Raw genomic sequence first — 15,901 nt, forward strand, 5'->3', positions numbered from 1 at the left:
ATATGTATGGACGATCTCGACTGGACCCTTACGCGTTCCTTTCTCGCCGTGGCCGAAACCGGTTCGCTTTCGGCGGCGGCACGGCAATTGGGGCTAAGCCAACCTACATTGGGCCGTCATATCGCCGATCTTGAATTGGCGCTGGGGCTGCCGTTGTTCACCCGTCAACCACGCGGCTTGGCTCCTACAGCAGAGGCGGCTGCCCTGATCCCACATGCCCGCGCCATGCGCGAAGCGGCGGCCAAGCTGGCTTTGGCGGTGGCGGGTCGCGATGCTCGCCTGCAAGGGCCGGTGCGGATTACCGCCAGCCGCATCGTCTCGCAATATCTGTTGCCGCCGATGCTGGCCGAGTTGCGCCGCGATGAGCCGGGCATTGAGATTGAACTGGTCCCGACCGACGCTTCCGACAATCTGCTGTTCCGCGAGGCGGATATCGCGCTGCGGATGTATCGTCCAACGCAACCCGATCTGATCACAGCACATCTCTGCGATATCCCGATGGCGATGTATGCCGCGCATTGCTATCTTGCCCGCCGCCCCGATCCGATCACAGCCGAGACGGTGCTGAACCATGAGTTCGTCGGCTTTGACCGATCAGATTTGATGCTTCGGATGATGGCGGCGCAGGGTTTTAACGCTCGGCGGGAAGATTTTCCGACACGCTGCGATGATCAGATCGTGTATTGGTCGCTGATCCGTGCTGGGCTTGGTTTGGGCGGAATGCAGACGATCATCGGCGACGCAGATTCAGCGGTCACCCGCGTAGCGCCATTTCTGCAGCTAGCGCCTTTGCCGATTTGGCTGACCGCACCCGAGGCTTTGCGCCACACACCGCGAATTAGGCGGGTGTTTGACCTGCTAAGCACCCATTTCCGGGCGCTGAAGCTTGACCCTGCCCCCCCCATTGGCTAGGCCAACCGCAACCCTTTCCACACGGAGCCTGACATGGCCAATCCTTCCCTGCTTATCCTCGCCGGCGACGGCATCGGTCCTGAAGTGATGGACGAGGTCAAAAAGATCATCACGTGGTTCGACGCCCAAGGCATCGTCAGCTTTGATGTGTCGGAAGGTCTGGTTGGTGGCTGTTCCTATGACGCCCACGGCACCCCGCTCACCGATGAAACCATGGCCCGTGCGCTAGAGGCTGATGCGGTGCTGCTCGGTGCCGTTGGTGGCCCGAAATACGACAAGCTCGATTTCAGCGTGAAGCCAGAGCGTGGCCTGCTGCGTCTGCGCAAAGAGATGGATCTGTTTTCCAACCTGCGCCCGGCGCAATGCTTTGACGCGCTTGCCGATTTCTCTAGCCTGAAGCGCGAAGTTGTTGCGGGCCTTGATATCGTGATCGTGCGCGAACTGACGAGCGGCGTCTATTTCGGTGAGCCTCGCGGCATTTTCGTCGAAGGCAATGAGCGTGTTGGCATCAACACCCAACGCTACACCGAGTCCGAGATCGCCCGCGTTGCGCGCTCGGCATTTGAGTTGGCCCGCAAACGCAGCAACAAGGTCTGCTCGATGGAGAAGGCCAATGTAATGGAGTCGGGTATCCTGTGGCGCGAAGTGGTGCAGGAAATCCACGACAAAGAATATCCCGATGTCGCACTCACCCATATGTATGCCGACAATGGCGCGATGCAGCTGTGTCGCTGGCCTAAGCAATTTGACGTCATCGTCACCGACAACCTGTTCGGTGATATTCTGTCCGATATGGCCGCGATGTTGACCGGATCCTTGGGCATGTTGCCGTCAGCAAGCCTTGGTCTGCCGATGGAAAATGGCCGTCCGAAGGCGTTGTATGAGCCGGTGCATGGCTCGGCCCCGGATATCACCGGGATGGGCAAAGCCAATCCAATCGCATGCATCTTAAGCTTTGCTATGGCGTTGCGCTATTCCTTCAGTTTGGGCGATGAAGCCAGCCGCGTTGAGAAGGCGGTCGAAAAGGTGCTGGCTGACGGCGTGCGCACCGCTGATCTGATGGGCCCAGAGGGCGGCTCGCCAGTATCGACCGGCCAGATGGGTGATGCGATCATTGCGGCAATGCAAGCGAGCCTTTAGGCGTATTGGCTGCATCGCCTTGCGCACGAACAGCGACCTTGGGTGCGTTGCGTCCATGGTCGTCTATGCTTATTTTTTTTAGGTCGGGCTTAATCGTGCGGCTGATGCCACTATTGCCGGAAAAATCGGGCTTATGGTGACCGGCGTGCGGCTTGTCACTTGAAACTGCGAGAGCAAAGCCTGACAGCATAGCGCACCGCACAAGCCGCACTCTTTCGCCCGGATGCCCGACATGCCCGTTGCTCCATCGAACCTGCGCGGCGCGCTTCTGGCGCTGGCCGCGTTTGGGATCTACGCCACCCATGACGTCTTGGTGAAGTATCTGGGGGCCAGCTATAGTTCGTTTCAACTGATCTTTTTCTCGGGTCTTCTGGGCTTTCCGCTGGTCACCATCATGCTGATGAGCGACCGCACCGATGGCAATTTGATCCCGAAACACCCATATTGGACCGCGCTGCGCACCACCACTGCCGTGCTGAACGGCATCACCGGATTTTATGCGTTCTCTGTGCTGCCGCTGGCGCAATGCTATGCGATTTTCTTCGCCATGCCGATTTTGATCACACTTCTGGCGATCCCCATACTCGGAGAAAAGGTCGGTCTGCACCGAGGCATGGCGATTATCGCGGGCCTGCTCGGTGTGATGATTGTGCTGCGTCCGGGGCAAGAGCCGCTAAGCTTGGGTCATCTTTCGGCCCTCGCGGCGGCGTTTCTCGGGGCGATGACTTCGGTGATAGTGCGCAAGATCGGCCATGACGAACGCTCAGTCGTACTGATGCTGTATCCGATGGTGGCGAACTTCGTGGTGATGGCCGTGGCGCTGCCGTTTGTTTATGTCGCTGTTCCGGTGGCACATCTGGGACTGATGGGCACAATGGCGATGCTTGGTCTGCTGGGTGGTCTACTGACCATCGCGGCTTACCGCAGTGCGCCCGCGATCATTGTCGCGCCCATGCAATACAGCCAAATTATCTGGGCAATCATCTACGGCTTTATGATTTTCGGCGAGAAAGTCGATTTCTGGACGGCCGTTGGCACAACCGTGATCATTCTTGCCGGAGTTTACATCGTCTTGCGCGAAGACCGACCGGCAGTGTCAAAAAACCGCCCGGTATTAGAGACTCGGTCGCGCTTTGATTTCGGTGCATTCCCACGCATCGGGCTCTGGCTGCGGCTGTTTGACCGCCGTCGTTTGCGCAACAAAATTGAGGGTCTTTCCGGCACCGACGGCGACGCTTAAATCCCGCAGCGCCCCTCTTGCAATGCCGCAAACAAGAGCTTAATTGCGCGCCACGGTCGGAGCGTAGCGCAGTCTGGTAGCGCACCTGCTTCGGGAGCAGGGGGTCGGAGGTTCGAATCCTCTCGCTCCGACCAAAATCCTTTTTTTAACGCGTCAGGCTTTCCCGCGCCGCAGCGGCCGTTGCGGTCGAACGTGTTCAATCTCATGAGCTCATGGCCCGGCGCACGCTCAACCGCCGCCAATTTGCCGCGCTCCTGAGGTTTTGCGCCAACGGGCTGGGGGTGCGCCAAAACTGCGCGAGAATGCGCGCGAGAATGTGGCCTCTGATCCATAGCCCGCGTCTTCTGAGATTTTGACAATTGGATCGTCGGTTTCGACCAGACGTGCGGAGGCGAGATACAGTCGCCATTCGCGCAGATATTGCATCGGCGACATCGACAACATCGCTTGGAACCGGGCGCAGAGCACCGTCTTTGAGACGCCTACCGAAGCCGCCAGCGCACGTTGCGTCCATGACTCGGACGGGTGCGCGTGCAGAAGATTGAGTGCCCGCTGAATGGTTGGATCGGTCACGGCGCTCAGCCAGCCCGTCGTCTGCGAGCGTGCCTTCGACATTTCGCGCCGCAGCAATTCGATGAAAATGATTTCGGATAACCGCGCGGTGATCGCCAAACCGCCGGGCAGCGGCCTGTCAGCCTCGCGGCTTAGTTGCCGCACCGCCGCCGCAAGCCAGTCGTCACGCTTGTCGCCGATCCGGGCGATCATCACATCTGGCAAAGCCGCCAGCAGAGGCGCGAAATCAAGTACGCGCGCCTCGATGAAACCGCAGATAATACGGCAAGGCGCGCCGTTCCCGGCATAACGCAGCACGGGCATCGTCGCCCAAGGTGTCGGCGGAAGATCCGAGCCGGGGTCGATCAACACACCGCCTTGGCCAGATCCGATCCAATGAGTTTTGCCGCGCGGGAAGATTAGCACATCTCCTGGCGTCACTTGAAAACGCTGCTCCACGTCAATCCAGATATCGCCCTCAACCACGACATGAAAGCTGACCGAGCCCGGCGGGCGAAACGGTGCAGGTGTCGCATCGACGATCCAGGCACCGCGCGATTCAAAACAGTATTGCAGCGATCGGGTCACCCGGATGTCGCGCAAAAGCGCGGACAGGATATCAGGCTCGGCGACCTGCATCAAAAGCGGCCCGCGCGTCGGATCGGTCAAGTCTTGCGGAATAACGGCCAAAGACATTGCGAACATCTCCGAACAGACTGGGCAAGCGTATCACAATTCGACCCATGCGCGCAGCCTTAGCGAAAGGCTGTCGGCGCAACGTTGCGGGTTTAGCTTAAACTGATTGGAGGCAACTATGTCTGATACCTTAGCACCACCCACACCCGATCTTGCAGCCCTGAAAACCCGTCAGCAGGCGGCTTGGGCTTCGGGCAACTACGCGGTGGTGGGCACCACGCTGCAAATCGTTGGCGAGCAATTATGCGAGGCGCTTGATCTGCGCGCGGGTTCGAAAGTGCTGGATGTGGCCGCTGGCAACGGCAATGCAACACTTGCCGCAGCGCGGCGCTGGGCCAAAGTCACCTCTACTGATTACGTGCCTGCCCTGCTGGAGCTTGGTCGTGCCCGGGCGGAGGCTGAAGGCGTTGACGTAACATTCACCCCCGCCGATGCCGAGGCGCTGCCGTTTGCTGACGGAGGCTTCGACGTGGTGCTTTCAACCTTCGGTGTGATGTTTACCCCGGATCAAGATCGAGCGGCGCAAGAACTGCTGCGAGTCTGCCGCAAAGGTGGCAAAATCGGTCTGGCGAACTGGACGCCCGACGGTTTTATCGGCCAGTTGTTCAAAATTATCGGCACCCATCTGCCACCCCCAGCAGGCGTCAAATCACCGTCGCTGTGGGGAACCGAGGCGCGATTGGCCGAACTGTTCCCACAGGCAAGAGTAAACGTCACGCGCAAGGAGTTTGCCTTCCGATACCTATCGCCGCAGCACTGGCTTGAGGTGTTTAGGACTTGGTACGGCCCGACGCACAAAGCCTTCCTCGCGTTAGATGTCGATCGACAACAGGCGCTTGCGGCCGACATGCTTGGTCTTGCCGAACGCATGAATAGCGCCACGGATGGCACTTTGGTCGCGCGGGGTGCGTATCTGGAAATTGTCATCGAAAAACTCTGAACGCCAACGCACTAACCGGCGCGACACGAAGTTTTGACGCGTCGCTCCGCCGATTGATGGAGCGGCGCATTGACGAACATACCATGAACACCTAAATTGAGTTCATGGTAAAGATGACCCTTCAAGACAAGCTGGCCGTGCTTTCGGATGCGGCGAAATATGATGCCTCCTGCGCCTCGTCAGGTGGCGAAAAGCGCGATTCCCGCAGCGGCGGGTTGGGGTCTTCGGGCGGCACCGGCATTTGTCACGCCTATACGCCGGATGGTCGTTGCATATCCTTGCTTAAAATCTTGATGACCAACTTCTGCATCTTCGATTGCGCCTATTGTATTAATCGAGTGTCCTCAAACGTTGAGCGTGCGCGCTTTTCGGTCGAAGAGGTGGTGTCCCTGACGCTGGAGTTCTACCGCCGCAACTATATCGAAGGGCTATTTCTGTCGTCTGGCATCATTCGCTCGCCGGATCAAACTATGGCCGACATGGTGCGGATCGCGCAGACATTGCGTGAAGAACACGGCTTCAAAGGCTATATTCACCTCAAAACCATCCCCGATGCCTCGGCTGAGTTGATCAAAGCCGCCGGGCTCTATGCTGACCGTCTCTCGATAAATGTAGAATTGCCACAGGATGCTTCGTTGCGCAAATTTGCCCCGGAGAAACGGCCGGAAACTATTCGAGCCACGATGGCACAAGTGCGATTAGAAGGGGAGGCCGCGAAAGAGCTGTCCCACACGGGTAAAAAGCCGCCCCGGTTCGCGCCAGCGGGTCAAAGCACCCAGATGATCATTGGCGCGGACGGCACAGACGATGTCACCATTTTGACCAGTGCCACCCGGCTTTACACCGGCTACAAACTGCGCCGGGTGTATTACTCAGCTTTCTCCCCGATCCCGGATGCCTCCGCCGCACTGCCCTTGGTCCAGCCGCCACTGCTGCGTGAACACCGTTTGTATCAGGCGGACTGGTTGATGCGATTCTACGGCTTTAGCGCCGAGGAAATCGCAACCGGCACCACCGCTGGGCACCTTGATCTGGATCTCGACCCCAAGCTTGCGTGGGCCTTGCAGCACCGAGGGGCGTTTCCGCTCGACGTTAATCTGGCAACGCGCGAAATGCTGCTGCGCGTGCCGGGCTTCGGCACCCGCACCGTGGATCGCATCATAGCTGCCCGCAAAAGCCGCAGCCTTCGCTATGAAGATCTGGTGCGAATCGGCGCTTTGATGAAAAAAGCCAAAGCGTTTATCACCTTGCCTGGCTGGACTCCCGGCGGCATGACTGACAGCGCCAATTTGCGCGCGCGTTTCGCACCGCCTCCTGAGCAGTTGCGCCTGATTTGAGCTACGCGGTTAGCCTGCCGGAACGTGGCACTTTGCAGGCATGGCGCGCAGCGGCGCGGCTTGCAATTTCACATCGTATCCCCCCCGATCAGATTGAATGGGCGGATGCTGGCGGCTTGTTTGCTGCCCGGGTTTTGCCCACCGAAATTGGTCCACATCAAGCGCACGTCCCGGCGGCTTTTCTAAAGCTCGCTGGTTCGGTGATCTGGCACACTGCGCCCGAGCGGCTTTCCCTGCTTTATCAGGCGCTTTGGCGCATCGACCATAACGACGCAGCCCCTCTGTCGCAGGCCGATATTCTGGGCCGAAGACTGAACCTGATGGCGAAATCGGTTGGCCGTGATATTCACAAAATGCACGCCTTCGTACGCTTTCGCGAGATTCCGACAGATTTCGCGAAGCCCCACGCCCGCCGTCGTTTTGCTGCGTGGTTTGAGCCTGAGCATAACACTCTCGAGCCCGGCGCGACGTTTTTCGCCAAGCGTTTTGCCGACATGGATTGGATGATCGCTACCCCGCGCCTCACCGCGCAATTTTGCGACGGCGCGCTGAGCTTTGGCCCAGCAGGCGCGCGCCCCGATCTGCCAGACGACGCTTCTGAAACGCTGTGGGCCACCTACTTTGCCAACATTTTCAACCCGGCGCGGATTAAATTGGATGCCATGCGTTCCGAGATGCCCAAGAAATATTGGAAAAACTTGCCCGAAACCCGATTGATCCCCGAAATGCTCAAAGATGCGGAGGCTAGGGTACAACGGATGCGAGACGCTGGCAGCACCGCGTCTCGTCCAGGGGCGGCTGCGGTATCCACCCGCTACCGTGATGCAATGCCGCACGCGGCCGAGCTGCCCGAGACGTTGGATCAGGCCCAAAACGCCGCGATGCAGTGCCGCCGCTGTGGTCTGTGCGAGGCCGCGACTCAGACCGTTTGGGGAGAAGGTCGCCGCGATGCCGCCCTGATGATTGTCGGTGAGCAACCAGGTGATCAAGAAGACCTCGCCGGACGCGTTTTTGTCGGGCCCGCAGGACAGGTGTTACGGGATGCCATGCGCAGGGCGCAACTGGACCCTTCGCGGGTTTGGCTGACAAACGCCGTCAAACATTTTAAGTTTACCCCACGCGGCAAGCGCCGTTTGCACCAGTCACCTGATCGTCAGGAAATTGAGTATTGCCGCTGGTGGCTTGGTTTGGAAATCGGCTTCATCCGGCCGCGCTTGACACTTGCACTCGGGGCTTCGGCCGCCTTTGCGCTAACCGGAGATGCGACTCCGCTATCTGGCCGCCGTGGCAAGGTGCAAGCCGGATTGCATGACGGCCCCGTCCTGGTAACTTGGCACCCGTCTTATATCCTGCGCTTACCCAATCCCGACCAGCAACACCGCGCTCAGGAAGAATTGCTTAGCGATCTTGTGATGGCGGCACATCTGACGGCGGATGGGTTGTAAAGCGGAGCGCTGTCTGTGCGGCTTCAAGTCTGCCGAGCCTTGAACCGAGCCTGCGCAACCGTTACCCTGCGCGATGGTGCAGCAATCAGGATTTCAGACATGGCGCAGCGTCTTCATCTGGTCTTCGGCGGTGAGCTTGTCAGCCCGCAAGACAACGTTTTCAAGGATGTCAGCGAGATCCACATCGTAGGTATGTATCCCGATTATGCGACGGCATTTTCGGCATGGAAGGCCGAGGCGCAGCGCACGGTTGATAATGCCCACATGCGGTATTTCATCGCGCATATTCATCGTCTGCGCGAAGAAAGCTCGCCCGGGTCACTGACCGAAGAGATGGGCGCGTAAGCGACCGTTTTTATGGTAATCTCATTAGGTCGAACGCTTTATAATCTGACCGGACGGCGTGCTGCAGGCATTGCTAAAGCCTGGCCCGCCCGCCCGCCGGGCGATTTGATCTGGTTGCATGCTTCAGAGATCGGCTGTTCGCGTGGCCTGCGGCAACTTGCGTTACGGCTTGTCGAGGAACTGGGCGTCACCGTGCTTTTGACTTGCCCGGAAGAAGTGCCGTTGACCAACGGCATGTTGCTTCAACCGCCACCGTTGGATACCCCTGCAGAGGCGAAGGCTTTTTTGTCGCATTGGGCCCCTGCGCTTGCAATTATGTCTGAGGGAGAGCTGCGTCCAGCGTTGCTGTTTGAGGCGGAAGCGCGCCACCTATCAGTGATTATGGTTGACGCGCGGGCACCGTTTTTGCCGAAAGAGCGCGACGGTTGGTATCCAGGACTGATGCGTGCGGCGTTGCAGTCTATCGCCCAAGTGCTTGCGGTGGATGAGACTGCCGCTCGGGCGTTTCGACGTGCGGGTGCTGCAGAAGTCGCGGTGGCTGGACGGATGGAAGAACCGTCAACCGCACTGTCGTATCACGAGCCTGAACGTGCCATGCTGGCCGGGCTGTTGGCAACGCGCCCGGTCTGGCTTGCAACCGACGTGCCTGCGGCAGAAGAAGCGGCGGTGATCGGCGCGCATCGATCAGCTCTGCGGTTGGCACATCGGTTGCTGCTAATTTTGGTGCCGCAAGATCCTGCGCGGGCCGAAGTATTGGCGGCGCAGATGGAGGCGTCAGAGGGGTGGACGGTCGCGCAACGCAGTCTCGATCAAGAACCGCATACGGAAACTGAGGTCTACATACCCGATTCTACCGCCGAATATGGCCTGTGGTATCGGTTGGCTCCGGTAACCTATATGGGCGGGTCATTGCTGGGTGAAGGCTGTGCCCGCAACCCGATGGAGGCTGCAGCGTTGGGATCAGCGATCGTTTACGGGCCACGACCGGGCGATTACGGTCTTGCGTTTGGTCGTTTGGGCGCTGCTCAGGCGGCGAGAGCGGTGGGGTCGCCCTCGGATTTGGGCGATGCGCTAAGCGACCTATTGGCGCCCGACCGGGCGGCGCGGCTGGCGCATGCGGCTTGGGCTTTGGCCTCAGATGGGGTTGAAGTGACAGACCGTGTGGTCGAGTTTGCCCGCAGGGTTTTGGATGGGTCAAGCTGATGCGCGCGCCGGGGTTTTGGTCTTATCCGCCGGGACGTCCGGGAATTTGGGCGCGGGTTTTGGCTCCGCTCGGGTGGATATATGGCTGGGCTACGGCGCGGCGGCTGCGTGAAGTAGGTTATCGGGCTGCGGTGCCGGTGATTTGTGTCGGTAATATCAACGCAGGTGGGACCGGGAAGACACCGACCGCGATTACTTTGGTAGAGCGGTTGATTGCTCGGGGGCGGCGCGTGGCTGTGGTCAGTCGGGGGCATGGTGGAAGTTTGAGCGGGCCAGTGCAGGTTGATCCGGCGCGGCACCGGGCGGATCAGGTGGGAGATGAGCCGCTGTTGCTGGCGGCGTTTTGTGACGTTTGGGTTGCAAAGGATCGTGCGGCTGGGGTGAAAGCGGCGGAGGCGGCGGGGGTTGACGTGATTTTGCTCGACGATGGGTTTCAGAATCCGTCGGTGGTGAAGGATCTGTCGATTGTGGTGGTTGATGCGGTGGTGGGGTTTGGGAACGGGCGGTGTATTCCTGCGGGGCCGTTGCGGGAGCCGGTCTCGGTTGGGTTGAGCCGCTCGGATTTTGTGCTGGCGATTGGGGATGGGTTCTCGGTGGAGGGCGTGCCTTTGCTGCGCGGGCGGTTGGAGGTGCTGGCGATGGGGATGGGCTGGGCTGGTGAGCGCGTGCTGGCTTTTGCGGGGATCGGGCGGCCGGAGAAGTTCTTCGCGACCCTGCGGGGCGAGGGGGCTGTCGTGGTGCGGGGCGAGGCTTTGGACGATCATCAGCCGCTGTCAGAGGCGTTGCTGACCCGGTTGGAGATTGAGGCTTTCGCGAAGGGGGCGCAGTTGGTGACGACGGAAAAGGACGCGGTGAGGCTGCCGAAAGCGTTTCGGGCACGGGTTCTGACTCTGCCGGTGCGGCTGCGGATTGAGGATTGGGCTCCGCTCGATGCGGCGTTTGATCGGTTGGGGATTTAAGGCTGCCCACGCGTGGCAGATTTCGGTTTATGTGAAATCAATGGGTTAGCTGGGGGTCGTTAAAGGGTTTGTTAACCTTTGACCCGCTTGATCCGAAACGGAGTATCGCGCCATGTCGAATATTGAATCGCTTTTTGTCACGCGGCTGTACCGCGCGGCTTTGGCCGAACAGGGTAAAACCATTGATCTCGAGGAGTTGGAAAACTCTTGCCTCGCGATTGCCGAGGACGATGAGGCGGGGCAGGACTGGTGCGAAAAGCACGGCTATCCGGGCTACACCAGCTATGCCTCACTCGACGATTTGCCGTGGCGGTTTCCGATCTTCAAAGCTTTGGTTAAGGTTCTGGACAAGCATGTTGAGAGCTTTGTGAAGGACGTGCAGTTTGATCTGGGGAGCAAGAAGATCAAGCTGGACTCGCTTTGGATCAACATTCTGCCGCAGGGCGGGGTGCACAGTTCGCACATCCACCCGCACAGCGTGATTTCGGGAACGTGCTATGTGACGATGCCGCAGGGCACTTCCGCGATCAAGTTCGAAGACCCCCGGCTGCCGATGATGATGGCCGCCCCGCCGCGCAAAACCAAGGTGCGCGATGAGTTGCGGACGTTTGTTTATAGGGCACCGGACGCGGGAGAGGTGCTGCTGTGGGAAAGCTGGCTGCGCCATGAAGTGCCGATGAATATGGCGGATGAGGATCGGATCAGTGTGAGTTTTAATTATGGGTGGGGGTGAGGGGTAGAGCTTCGCACGAATGTGATGGGTTCATAATAAACGAGCGGACTGTGTGGTCCGCTCGTCTCTTCTGGGCCAAAGAGTTTAGTCTGTACAAGTGTTTGGAATTCCCTTGGCGACAATCTCCTGCCAATTTGCCCCCAGTTCTTCCCGAGCCGAGAATGATTCCGAGTAGCCAGGATCGCCCTTGTTTACCATTTGGACAACGAGACTATCCTCAATGATCCGATAATCACTATTTGAAGCCTTGAAGTAGAAGCGATCACCACCGCGCTTGATTACTTCAGTCGAAGCAACGCGGTTGGCGACTTTTGAGGCACCAGCCTGCCCGCACGCGGGTGCGGCTGCGGTCGAAACGGCAAAAGAACTTTTGGTAAGTGGCTGGACCTTAGTTACTGCGCATCCTGACAGCAAAAGAGAGGCCGTCACGACAAAAAATTGCAAAGATTTCATAGATTTATTTTCACTTCCATCGGGATTAATAGCGGCCAAACTCTATGCTCACGAACCCGTGATCTGCAAGCGCCTAAACATAAATAAGGCATATGACAGAGGTTTTAGCCGCATTTGAGAAGATAAGTTTTAAACGATGGAGAGAGTTCGCTATTACGGACATGCCTTTCCAGCCTCCCAATTGAAGCCCCCAGCCCGGAATCAAGGGCGAAGCCCGCCGGGCCGCGCCTGACCTCCCGCTGGGAGGGCGCGATTGCTAAGGGCACCAGTTGAAGCTTTGGCGGAGGAGTTGCGGGATAAATTGTGCAGAACTTTTGCTGGCGCGCCATCCCGAGGTCAGGCGCGGCCCTTTGTGGTGAGGGTTGACAGTAAACGATGAGGAAACGGATGGGGTGGGTGCGTGGAATCTCGCATCCTATGCGGTGCCGAGTTTCGCGTCAGACCCCAGCCTAAACTTCCCCCTGATGCTCACCTAGTTTCGGCGCTGGGCGATCCAGCGATAAGTCGGCACCCGAGAAGGTCATGGGGGAACGGACTCCGGGGAGGCCGTCAGGGGCTATTTGCATTTGGCGGGCGAGGACTTGCGGGTCGGCGAAGACTTCGTCGAGGCTGTTGATCGGGCCTGCGGGGACGCCTTCGGCTTCGCAGGCGGCGAGCAAGTCTGACTTGGTCCAGGTTTTGGTGGCCTCGGTGATGCGGGCGGTCATTGCTTCGCGGTTGGCGATGCGGTCGGCGTTGGTGGCGAAATTGGGGGCGGTTGCCATGTCGTCTAGCCGCAGGACCGCGCAGAGGCGGCGGTATTGGCCGTCGTTTCCGGTGGCGAGGATGATCCAGCCGTCGGCGCAATCGAACACGGCGTAGGGGGCGAGGTTGGGGTGGGCGTTGCCCATCATGCCGGGTGCGCGCCCTGAGACGAGATAATTCATCGACTGGTTGGCCATGATTGAGGTGGCAACGTCTAAGAGGGACATGTCGATGTGCTGACCAACCCCGGTGCGGCCGCGTTGCAGCAGGGCTGCTAGAATTGCGGTGGCGGAGTATACTCCGGTGAAAATATCGGTGACGGCGACGCCGACTTTTTGCGGCTGACCGCCGGGTTCGCCGGTGACCGACATCAGGCCGGCCATGCCTTGGATGATGAAATCATAGCCAGCGCGGTGGGCGTAGGGGCCGGTTTGGCCGAAACCGGTGACCGAGCAGTAGACCAGTTTTGGGTTGATTTTGCTTAAGCTGGCATAGTCGAGGCCGTATTTGGCTAGGCCGCCGACTTTGAAGTTCTCAATCAGCACATCGGCGTCGGCGATCAGGCGGCGAACGGTGTCCTGGCCCTCGGCGGTACGGAAATCGCAAGTGATGGAGCGTTTGCCGCGATTGGTGGCGTAGAAATAAGCGGCTGATTTGTCGCCGTCGCGCTCGATAAACGGAGGCCCCCAGCGGCGGGTGTCATCGCCCTCGGGCGCCTCAACTTTGATCACGTCAGCGCCAAGATCGGCGAGGGTTTGACCAGCCCAAGGACCAGCCAAAATCCGAGCAAGTTCAACGACTTTAACGCCCGCCAGTGGGGTGTTCATTTACTTCGCCAGCTCGGCGTCGAGGATAGCTTTCAGATCGTCGTAGGCCATATTGGAGTGTTTGGTGCCGTTTATGATGAAGGTCGGAGTGCCCTCAATCGCATCGGCTTTCATGTTGGTTTCAAAATGGGTTACCAGCGCCTCAGCCATCGCGGAGTTTTTCATGCAGGCGTCGAGGGTTGCATCGTCCATACCGGCGGTGCGGCCGATTTTCTTCAGGTTTTCCACGACAGCGTTCGGGTCATCCGAGGCGGCCCATTCTTTCTGGGTTTCGAGCACGATATCGGTGATGCCCATGTAGCGCATCTCACCACCGCATCGAGCCATCATCGCGGCCCAGAGACCGTAGCGATCAAAATAGACCTCGTGATACTCGAGGCGAACCTTGCCGGTGTCGATGTAGTCGGCCTTCAGTTGCGGATAAACTTCGGCGTGGAAGGCGGCGCAATGCGGGCAGGTGAACGACAGGTATTCGACAATTTTGACCTTGGCGTCGAGTTGGCCGATACCGTAGTCAGCGATGGTGGCAGGGTCGATGGCCGCAGGCGTGGCAGCGGTTTCAGGCGCGGCGGTTGTTGTGGTGGTAGGCGCGGTTGTCGTGGTTTGGGCAAATGCGAATGATGACAGGCCAAGGCCCGCGATCAGGGCCAGTGCGGCGGTGGATGCGAGAGTTTTAGCCATGTGTCAGCCTTCCTTGGATTTTCGGCGATTTAGGATGTTTTGGCCAAGACGTTCAAGAGCTTGGCGCAGGTCGTCGTTCTGGATCGGGGCTGCAGTGCGCGCAACCTCGGCCAGAATAGCGGGATCGGGCGCAGGCGGCTCGATGGGTTTAGTGGTGAACTCCGCCTGACCTTCGGCAAAGCCTGTGGCGGCGGTCTGAGTGATCAAGATGCGCGAAATCGCGGCGTAGCCATAAATGGCGTTGACCTTTTCGCGCAGCTTTTCCTTCTGCATCTCAACAATCGGCGCATTCGGGCCGGTGGTGAGCAGCGTCAGGCTTGCGCCCATGCCCTCACGCCCGTAGCCGACTTTGACGGGGCGGGTCACACGCGCCATTTCCTCGCCCGCGATTTCAGGCCAATGGGTGAGCAGACGGGCGACGGCAAAGCCACGCTGCTCGCCCACTTTGCGGATTTGATCCTTCAGCAGCCCCGATGTGGCTTCAAAGCCGCGAATGCGACGATGGGCTGAGGGAAGCGGGCTGGGCGTGCGGGCCATCTGGTCCTATCCGTGGTTCGGGCTAGTGTATCCGGCAAGCCGGGGGTCGCCAAGGGTCGGCAGGGTTAAGGGGATAAAGATTGCGTGACGCGGAGGTAAGCGAGCGGTTGCTGGCATGGTATGACCGATCGGCGCGGCTGATGCCGTGGCGGGTGCCTCCGGCTGCGCGGGCTGCGGGTATGCGAGCTGATCCATACCGGGTCTGGATGTCGGAAGTGATGTTGCAGCAGACCACCGTTGCGGCAGTTACCGCGTATTTTCAACGGTTTGTGACGCGCTGGCCGACGGTTGCGGATTTGGCTGCGGCGGCAGATGGCGATGTGATGGCGGAGTGGGCGGGGCTTGGCTATTACGCGCGCGCGCGCAATCTTTTGGCCTGTGCGCGGGCGGTGGTCAGCGCGCATGGCGGGGTGTTTCCGGGCTCGGCTGCGGCGATGCTGACTTTGCCGGGGGTGGGGCCGTATACGGCGGCTGCGGTGGCGGCAATTTGCTATGACGAGCCTGCGGTGGTGGTCGATGGCAATGTTGAACGCGTGATGGCGCGGCTGTTTGCGGTGCTTGATGCGTTGCCGGGCGCGAAGCCGGAATTGGTACGGCTGGCGGGCTTGGTGACGCCTGCATTACGGCCCGGTGACTATGCGCAGGCGGTGATGGATTTGGGGGCTACGATCTGCACGCCGCGCAATCCGGCTTGCGTGATTTGCCCGCTGCTCGGGCTGTGTGAGGCGCAACGGCTCGGGATTGCTGGGGAATTGCCGCGCAAGACTGCAAAGGTGGAAAAGCCCACGCGGGCAGGGGTGGCTTGGATTGCGTCGCGGGGGGGAGATATTTTGGTAGAGCGGCGGGCCGAGCGGGGGCTGCTTGGCGGGATGCTGGGGTTTCCGTCTGATGGTTGGGATGGCACGACGTTGGGTGCGCCGTTTGAGGCTGATTGGCGTTTGATTGGCGCGGTTAAGCATACGTTCACACATTTCCACTTAGTCTTGCAGGTGATGGTGGCCGATTCTGTGGCCAACCCGCAGAGAGGTGAATTTGTGCAGTTGAAGCCTGATGATCTGCCAACCCTGATGCGCAAGGCCTATGACCTTGCGTTTAATGCGAAAACGCCGCGTTGAGTGTGATGGATTTTGCGTTAGAATGGCCCAAACAAGAGGCCA

At 59.4% G+C, this 15,901-nt stretch carries 16 protein-coding genes and 1 tRNA gene; 12 read left to right on the forward strand and 5 right to left on the reverse strand.

Features of this window, described 5'->3' with window-relative positions; translation table 11 throughout:
* The first annotated feature begins 6 nt into the window (after positions 1-6).
* The 4 genes from JWS10_RS06120 to JWS10_RS06135 all read left to right on the forward strand — a co-directional run bounded on the left by JWS10_RS06120 (position 7) and on the right by JWS10_RS06135 (position 3,426).
* Positions 7-912: a LysR family transcriptional regulator gene (locus tag JWS10_RS06120; protein WP_299505523.1), complete on the forward strand. Its 906-nt coding sequence runs from the start codon at positions 7-9 to the stop codon at positions 910-912.
* Between the two features lie 33 nt (positions 913-945).
* A complete protein-coding gene (gene leuB, locus JWS10_RS06125; RefSeq protein WP_299505524.1) occupies positions 946-2,052 on the forward strand; it encodes a 3-isopropylmalate dehydrogenase in 1,107 nt (368 codons plus the stop codon).
* Positions 2,053-2,284: 232 nt separating this feature from the next.
* Entirely contained in the window at positions 2,285-3,292 is a 1,008-nt protein-coding gene (locus JWS10_RS06130; RefSeq protein WP_299505525.1) for a DMT family transporter, read from the forward strand.
* 57 nt (positions 3,293-3,349) lie between these two features.
* A tRNA-Pro gene (locus tag JWS10_RS06135) sits at positions 3,350-3,426 on the forward strand.
* Between the two features lie 94 nt (positions 3,427-3,520).
* Here JWS10_RS06135 and JWS10_RS06140 read toward each other — a convergent pair.
* On the reverse strand, positions 3,521-4,540 hold the full coding sequence (locus tag JWS10_RS06140) for an AraC family transcriptional regulator (RefSeq protein WP_299505526.1): 1,020 nt from the start codon (positions 4,538-4,540) through the stop codon (positions 3,521-3,523).
* Between the two features lie 118 nt (positions 4,541-4,658).
* On the opposite strand from JWS10_RS06140, the gene JWS10_RS06145 reads away from it, so the two are divergent.
* From JWS10_RS06145 to JWS10_RS06175, 7 genes are all read left to right on the forward strand, one after another.
* Positions 4,659-5,480: a class I SAM-dependent methyltransferase gene (locus tag JWS10_RS06145; protein ID WP_299505527.1), complete on the forward strand. Its 822-nt coding sequence runs from the start codon at positions 4,659-4,661 to the stop codon at positions 5,478-5,480.
* A gap of 104 nt (positions 5,481-5,584) precedes the next feature.
* On the forward strand, positions 5,585-6,817 hold the full coding sequence (locus tag JWS10_RS06150; protein ID WP_299505528.1) for a putative DNA modification/repair radical SAM protein: 1,233 nt from the start codon (positions 5,585-5,587) through the stop codon (positions 6,815-6,817).
* Positions 6,814-8,262 (forward strand): UdgX family uracil-DNA binding protein, encoded by a 1,449-nt coding sequence (locus JWS10_RS06155; protein WP_299505529.1) that lies wholly within the window; start codon positions 6,814-6,816, stop codon positions 8,260-8,262. Before JWS10_RS06150 ends, JWS10_RS06155 begins: the two co-directional genes overlap by 4 nt.
* Positions 8,263-8,361: 99 nt before the next feature.
* Positions 8,362-8,607, forward strand: coding sequence for a DUF4170 domain-containing protein (locus tag JWS10_RS06160; protein ID WP_299476261.1), 246 nt, complete (start codon positions 8,362-8,364; stop codon positions 8,605-8,607).
* Between the two features lie 12 nt (positions 8,608-8,619).
* The gene (locus JWS10_RS06165) at positions 8,620-9,810 is read left to right on the forward strand and encodes a glycosyltransferase N-terminal domain-containing protein (RefSeq protein ID WP_299505530.1); all 1,191 of its coding nucleotides are present in this window, start codon (positions 8,620-8,622) and stop codon (positions 9,808-9,810) included.
* Positions 9,810-10,769: a tetraacyldisaccharide 4'-kinase gene (gene lpxK, locus JWS10_RS06170; protein ID WP_299505531.1), complete on the forward strand. Its 960-nt coding sequence runs from the start codon at positions 9,810-9,812 to the stop codon at positions 10,767-10,769. The genes JWS10_RS06165 and lpxK overlap by 1 nt, the downstream gene beginning before the upstream one ends.
* Positions 10,770-10,881: 112 nt before the next feature.
* Positions 10,882-11,502 carry a TIGR02466 family protein gene (locus JWS10_RS06175; protein ID WP_299505532.1) on the forward strand — a complete coding sequence of 207 codons (621 nt, stop codon included), beginning with the start codon at positions 10,882-10,884 and terminating at the stop codon, positions 11,500-11,502.
* An 84-nt stretch (positions 11,503-11,586) separates the two neighbouring features.
* Here JWS10_RS06175 and JWS10_RS06180 read toward each other — a convergent pair whose 3' ends face one another.
* The 4 genes from JWS10_RS06180 to JWS10_RS06195 all read right to left on the reverse strand — a co-directional run bounded on the left by JWS10_RS06180 (position 11,587) and on the right by JWS10_RS06195 (position 14,744).
* On the reverse strand, positions 11,587-11,994 hold the full coding sequence (locus JWS10_RS06180) for a hypothetical protein (RefSeq protein WP_299505535.1): 408 nt from the start codon (positions 11,992-11,994) through the stop codon (positions 11,587-11,589).
* Between the two features lie 410 nt (positions 11,995-12,404).
* Positions 12,405-13,526, reverse strand: coding sequence for a CaiB/BaiF CoA-transferase family protein (locus JWS10_RS06185; RefSeq protein WP_299505536.1), 1,122 nt, complete (start codon positions 13,524-13,526; stop codon positions 12,405-12,407).
* Entirely contained in the window at positions 13,527-14,207 is a 681-nt protein-coding gene (locus JWS10_RS06190; RefSeq protein ID WP_299505537.1) for a DsbA family protein, read from the reverse strand. It abuts the gene before it with no gap.
* Positions 14,208-14,210: 3 nt separating this feature from the next.
* Positions 14,211-14,744, reverse strand: a complete 534-nt coding sequence (locus JWS10_RS06195; RefSeq protein ID WP_299505538.1) for a DciA family protein — start codon at positions 14,742-14,744, stop codon at positions 14,211-14,213.
* A gap of 140 nt (positions 14,745-14,884) precedes the next feature.
* Here JWS10_RS06195 and JWS10_RS06200 point away from each other — a divergent pair, with 140 nt between their 5' ends.
* Positions 14,885-15,859 (forward strand): A/G-specific adenine glycosylase, encoded by a 975-nt coding sequence (locus JWS10_RS06200; RefSeq protein WP_299505644.1) that lies wholly within the window; start codon positions 14,885-14,887, stop codon positions 15,857-15,859.
* Positions 15,860-15,901 lie beyond the last annotated feature (42 nt).

It is taken from the genome of Cypionkella sp. (assembly GCF_028290025.1).
Lineage (GTDB): Bacteria > Pseudomonadota > Alphaproteobacteria > Rhodobacterales > Rhodobacteraceae > Cypionkella.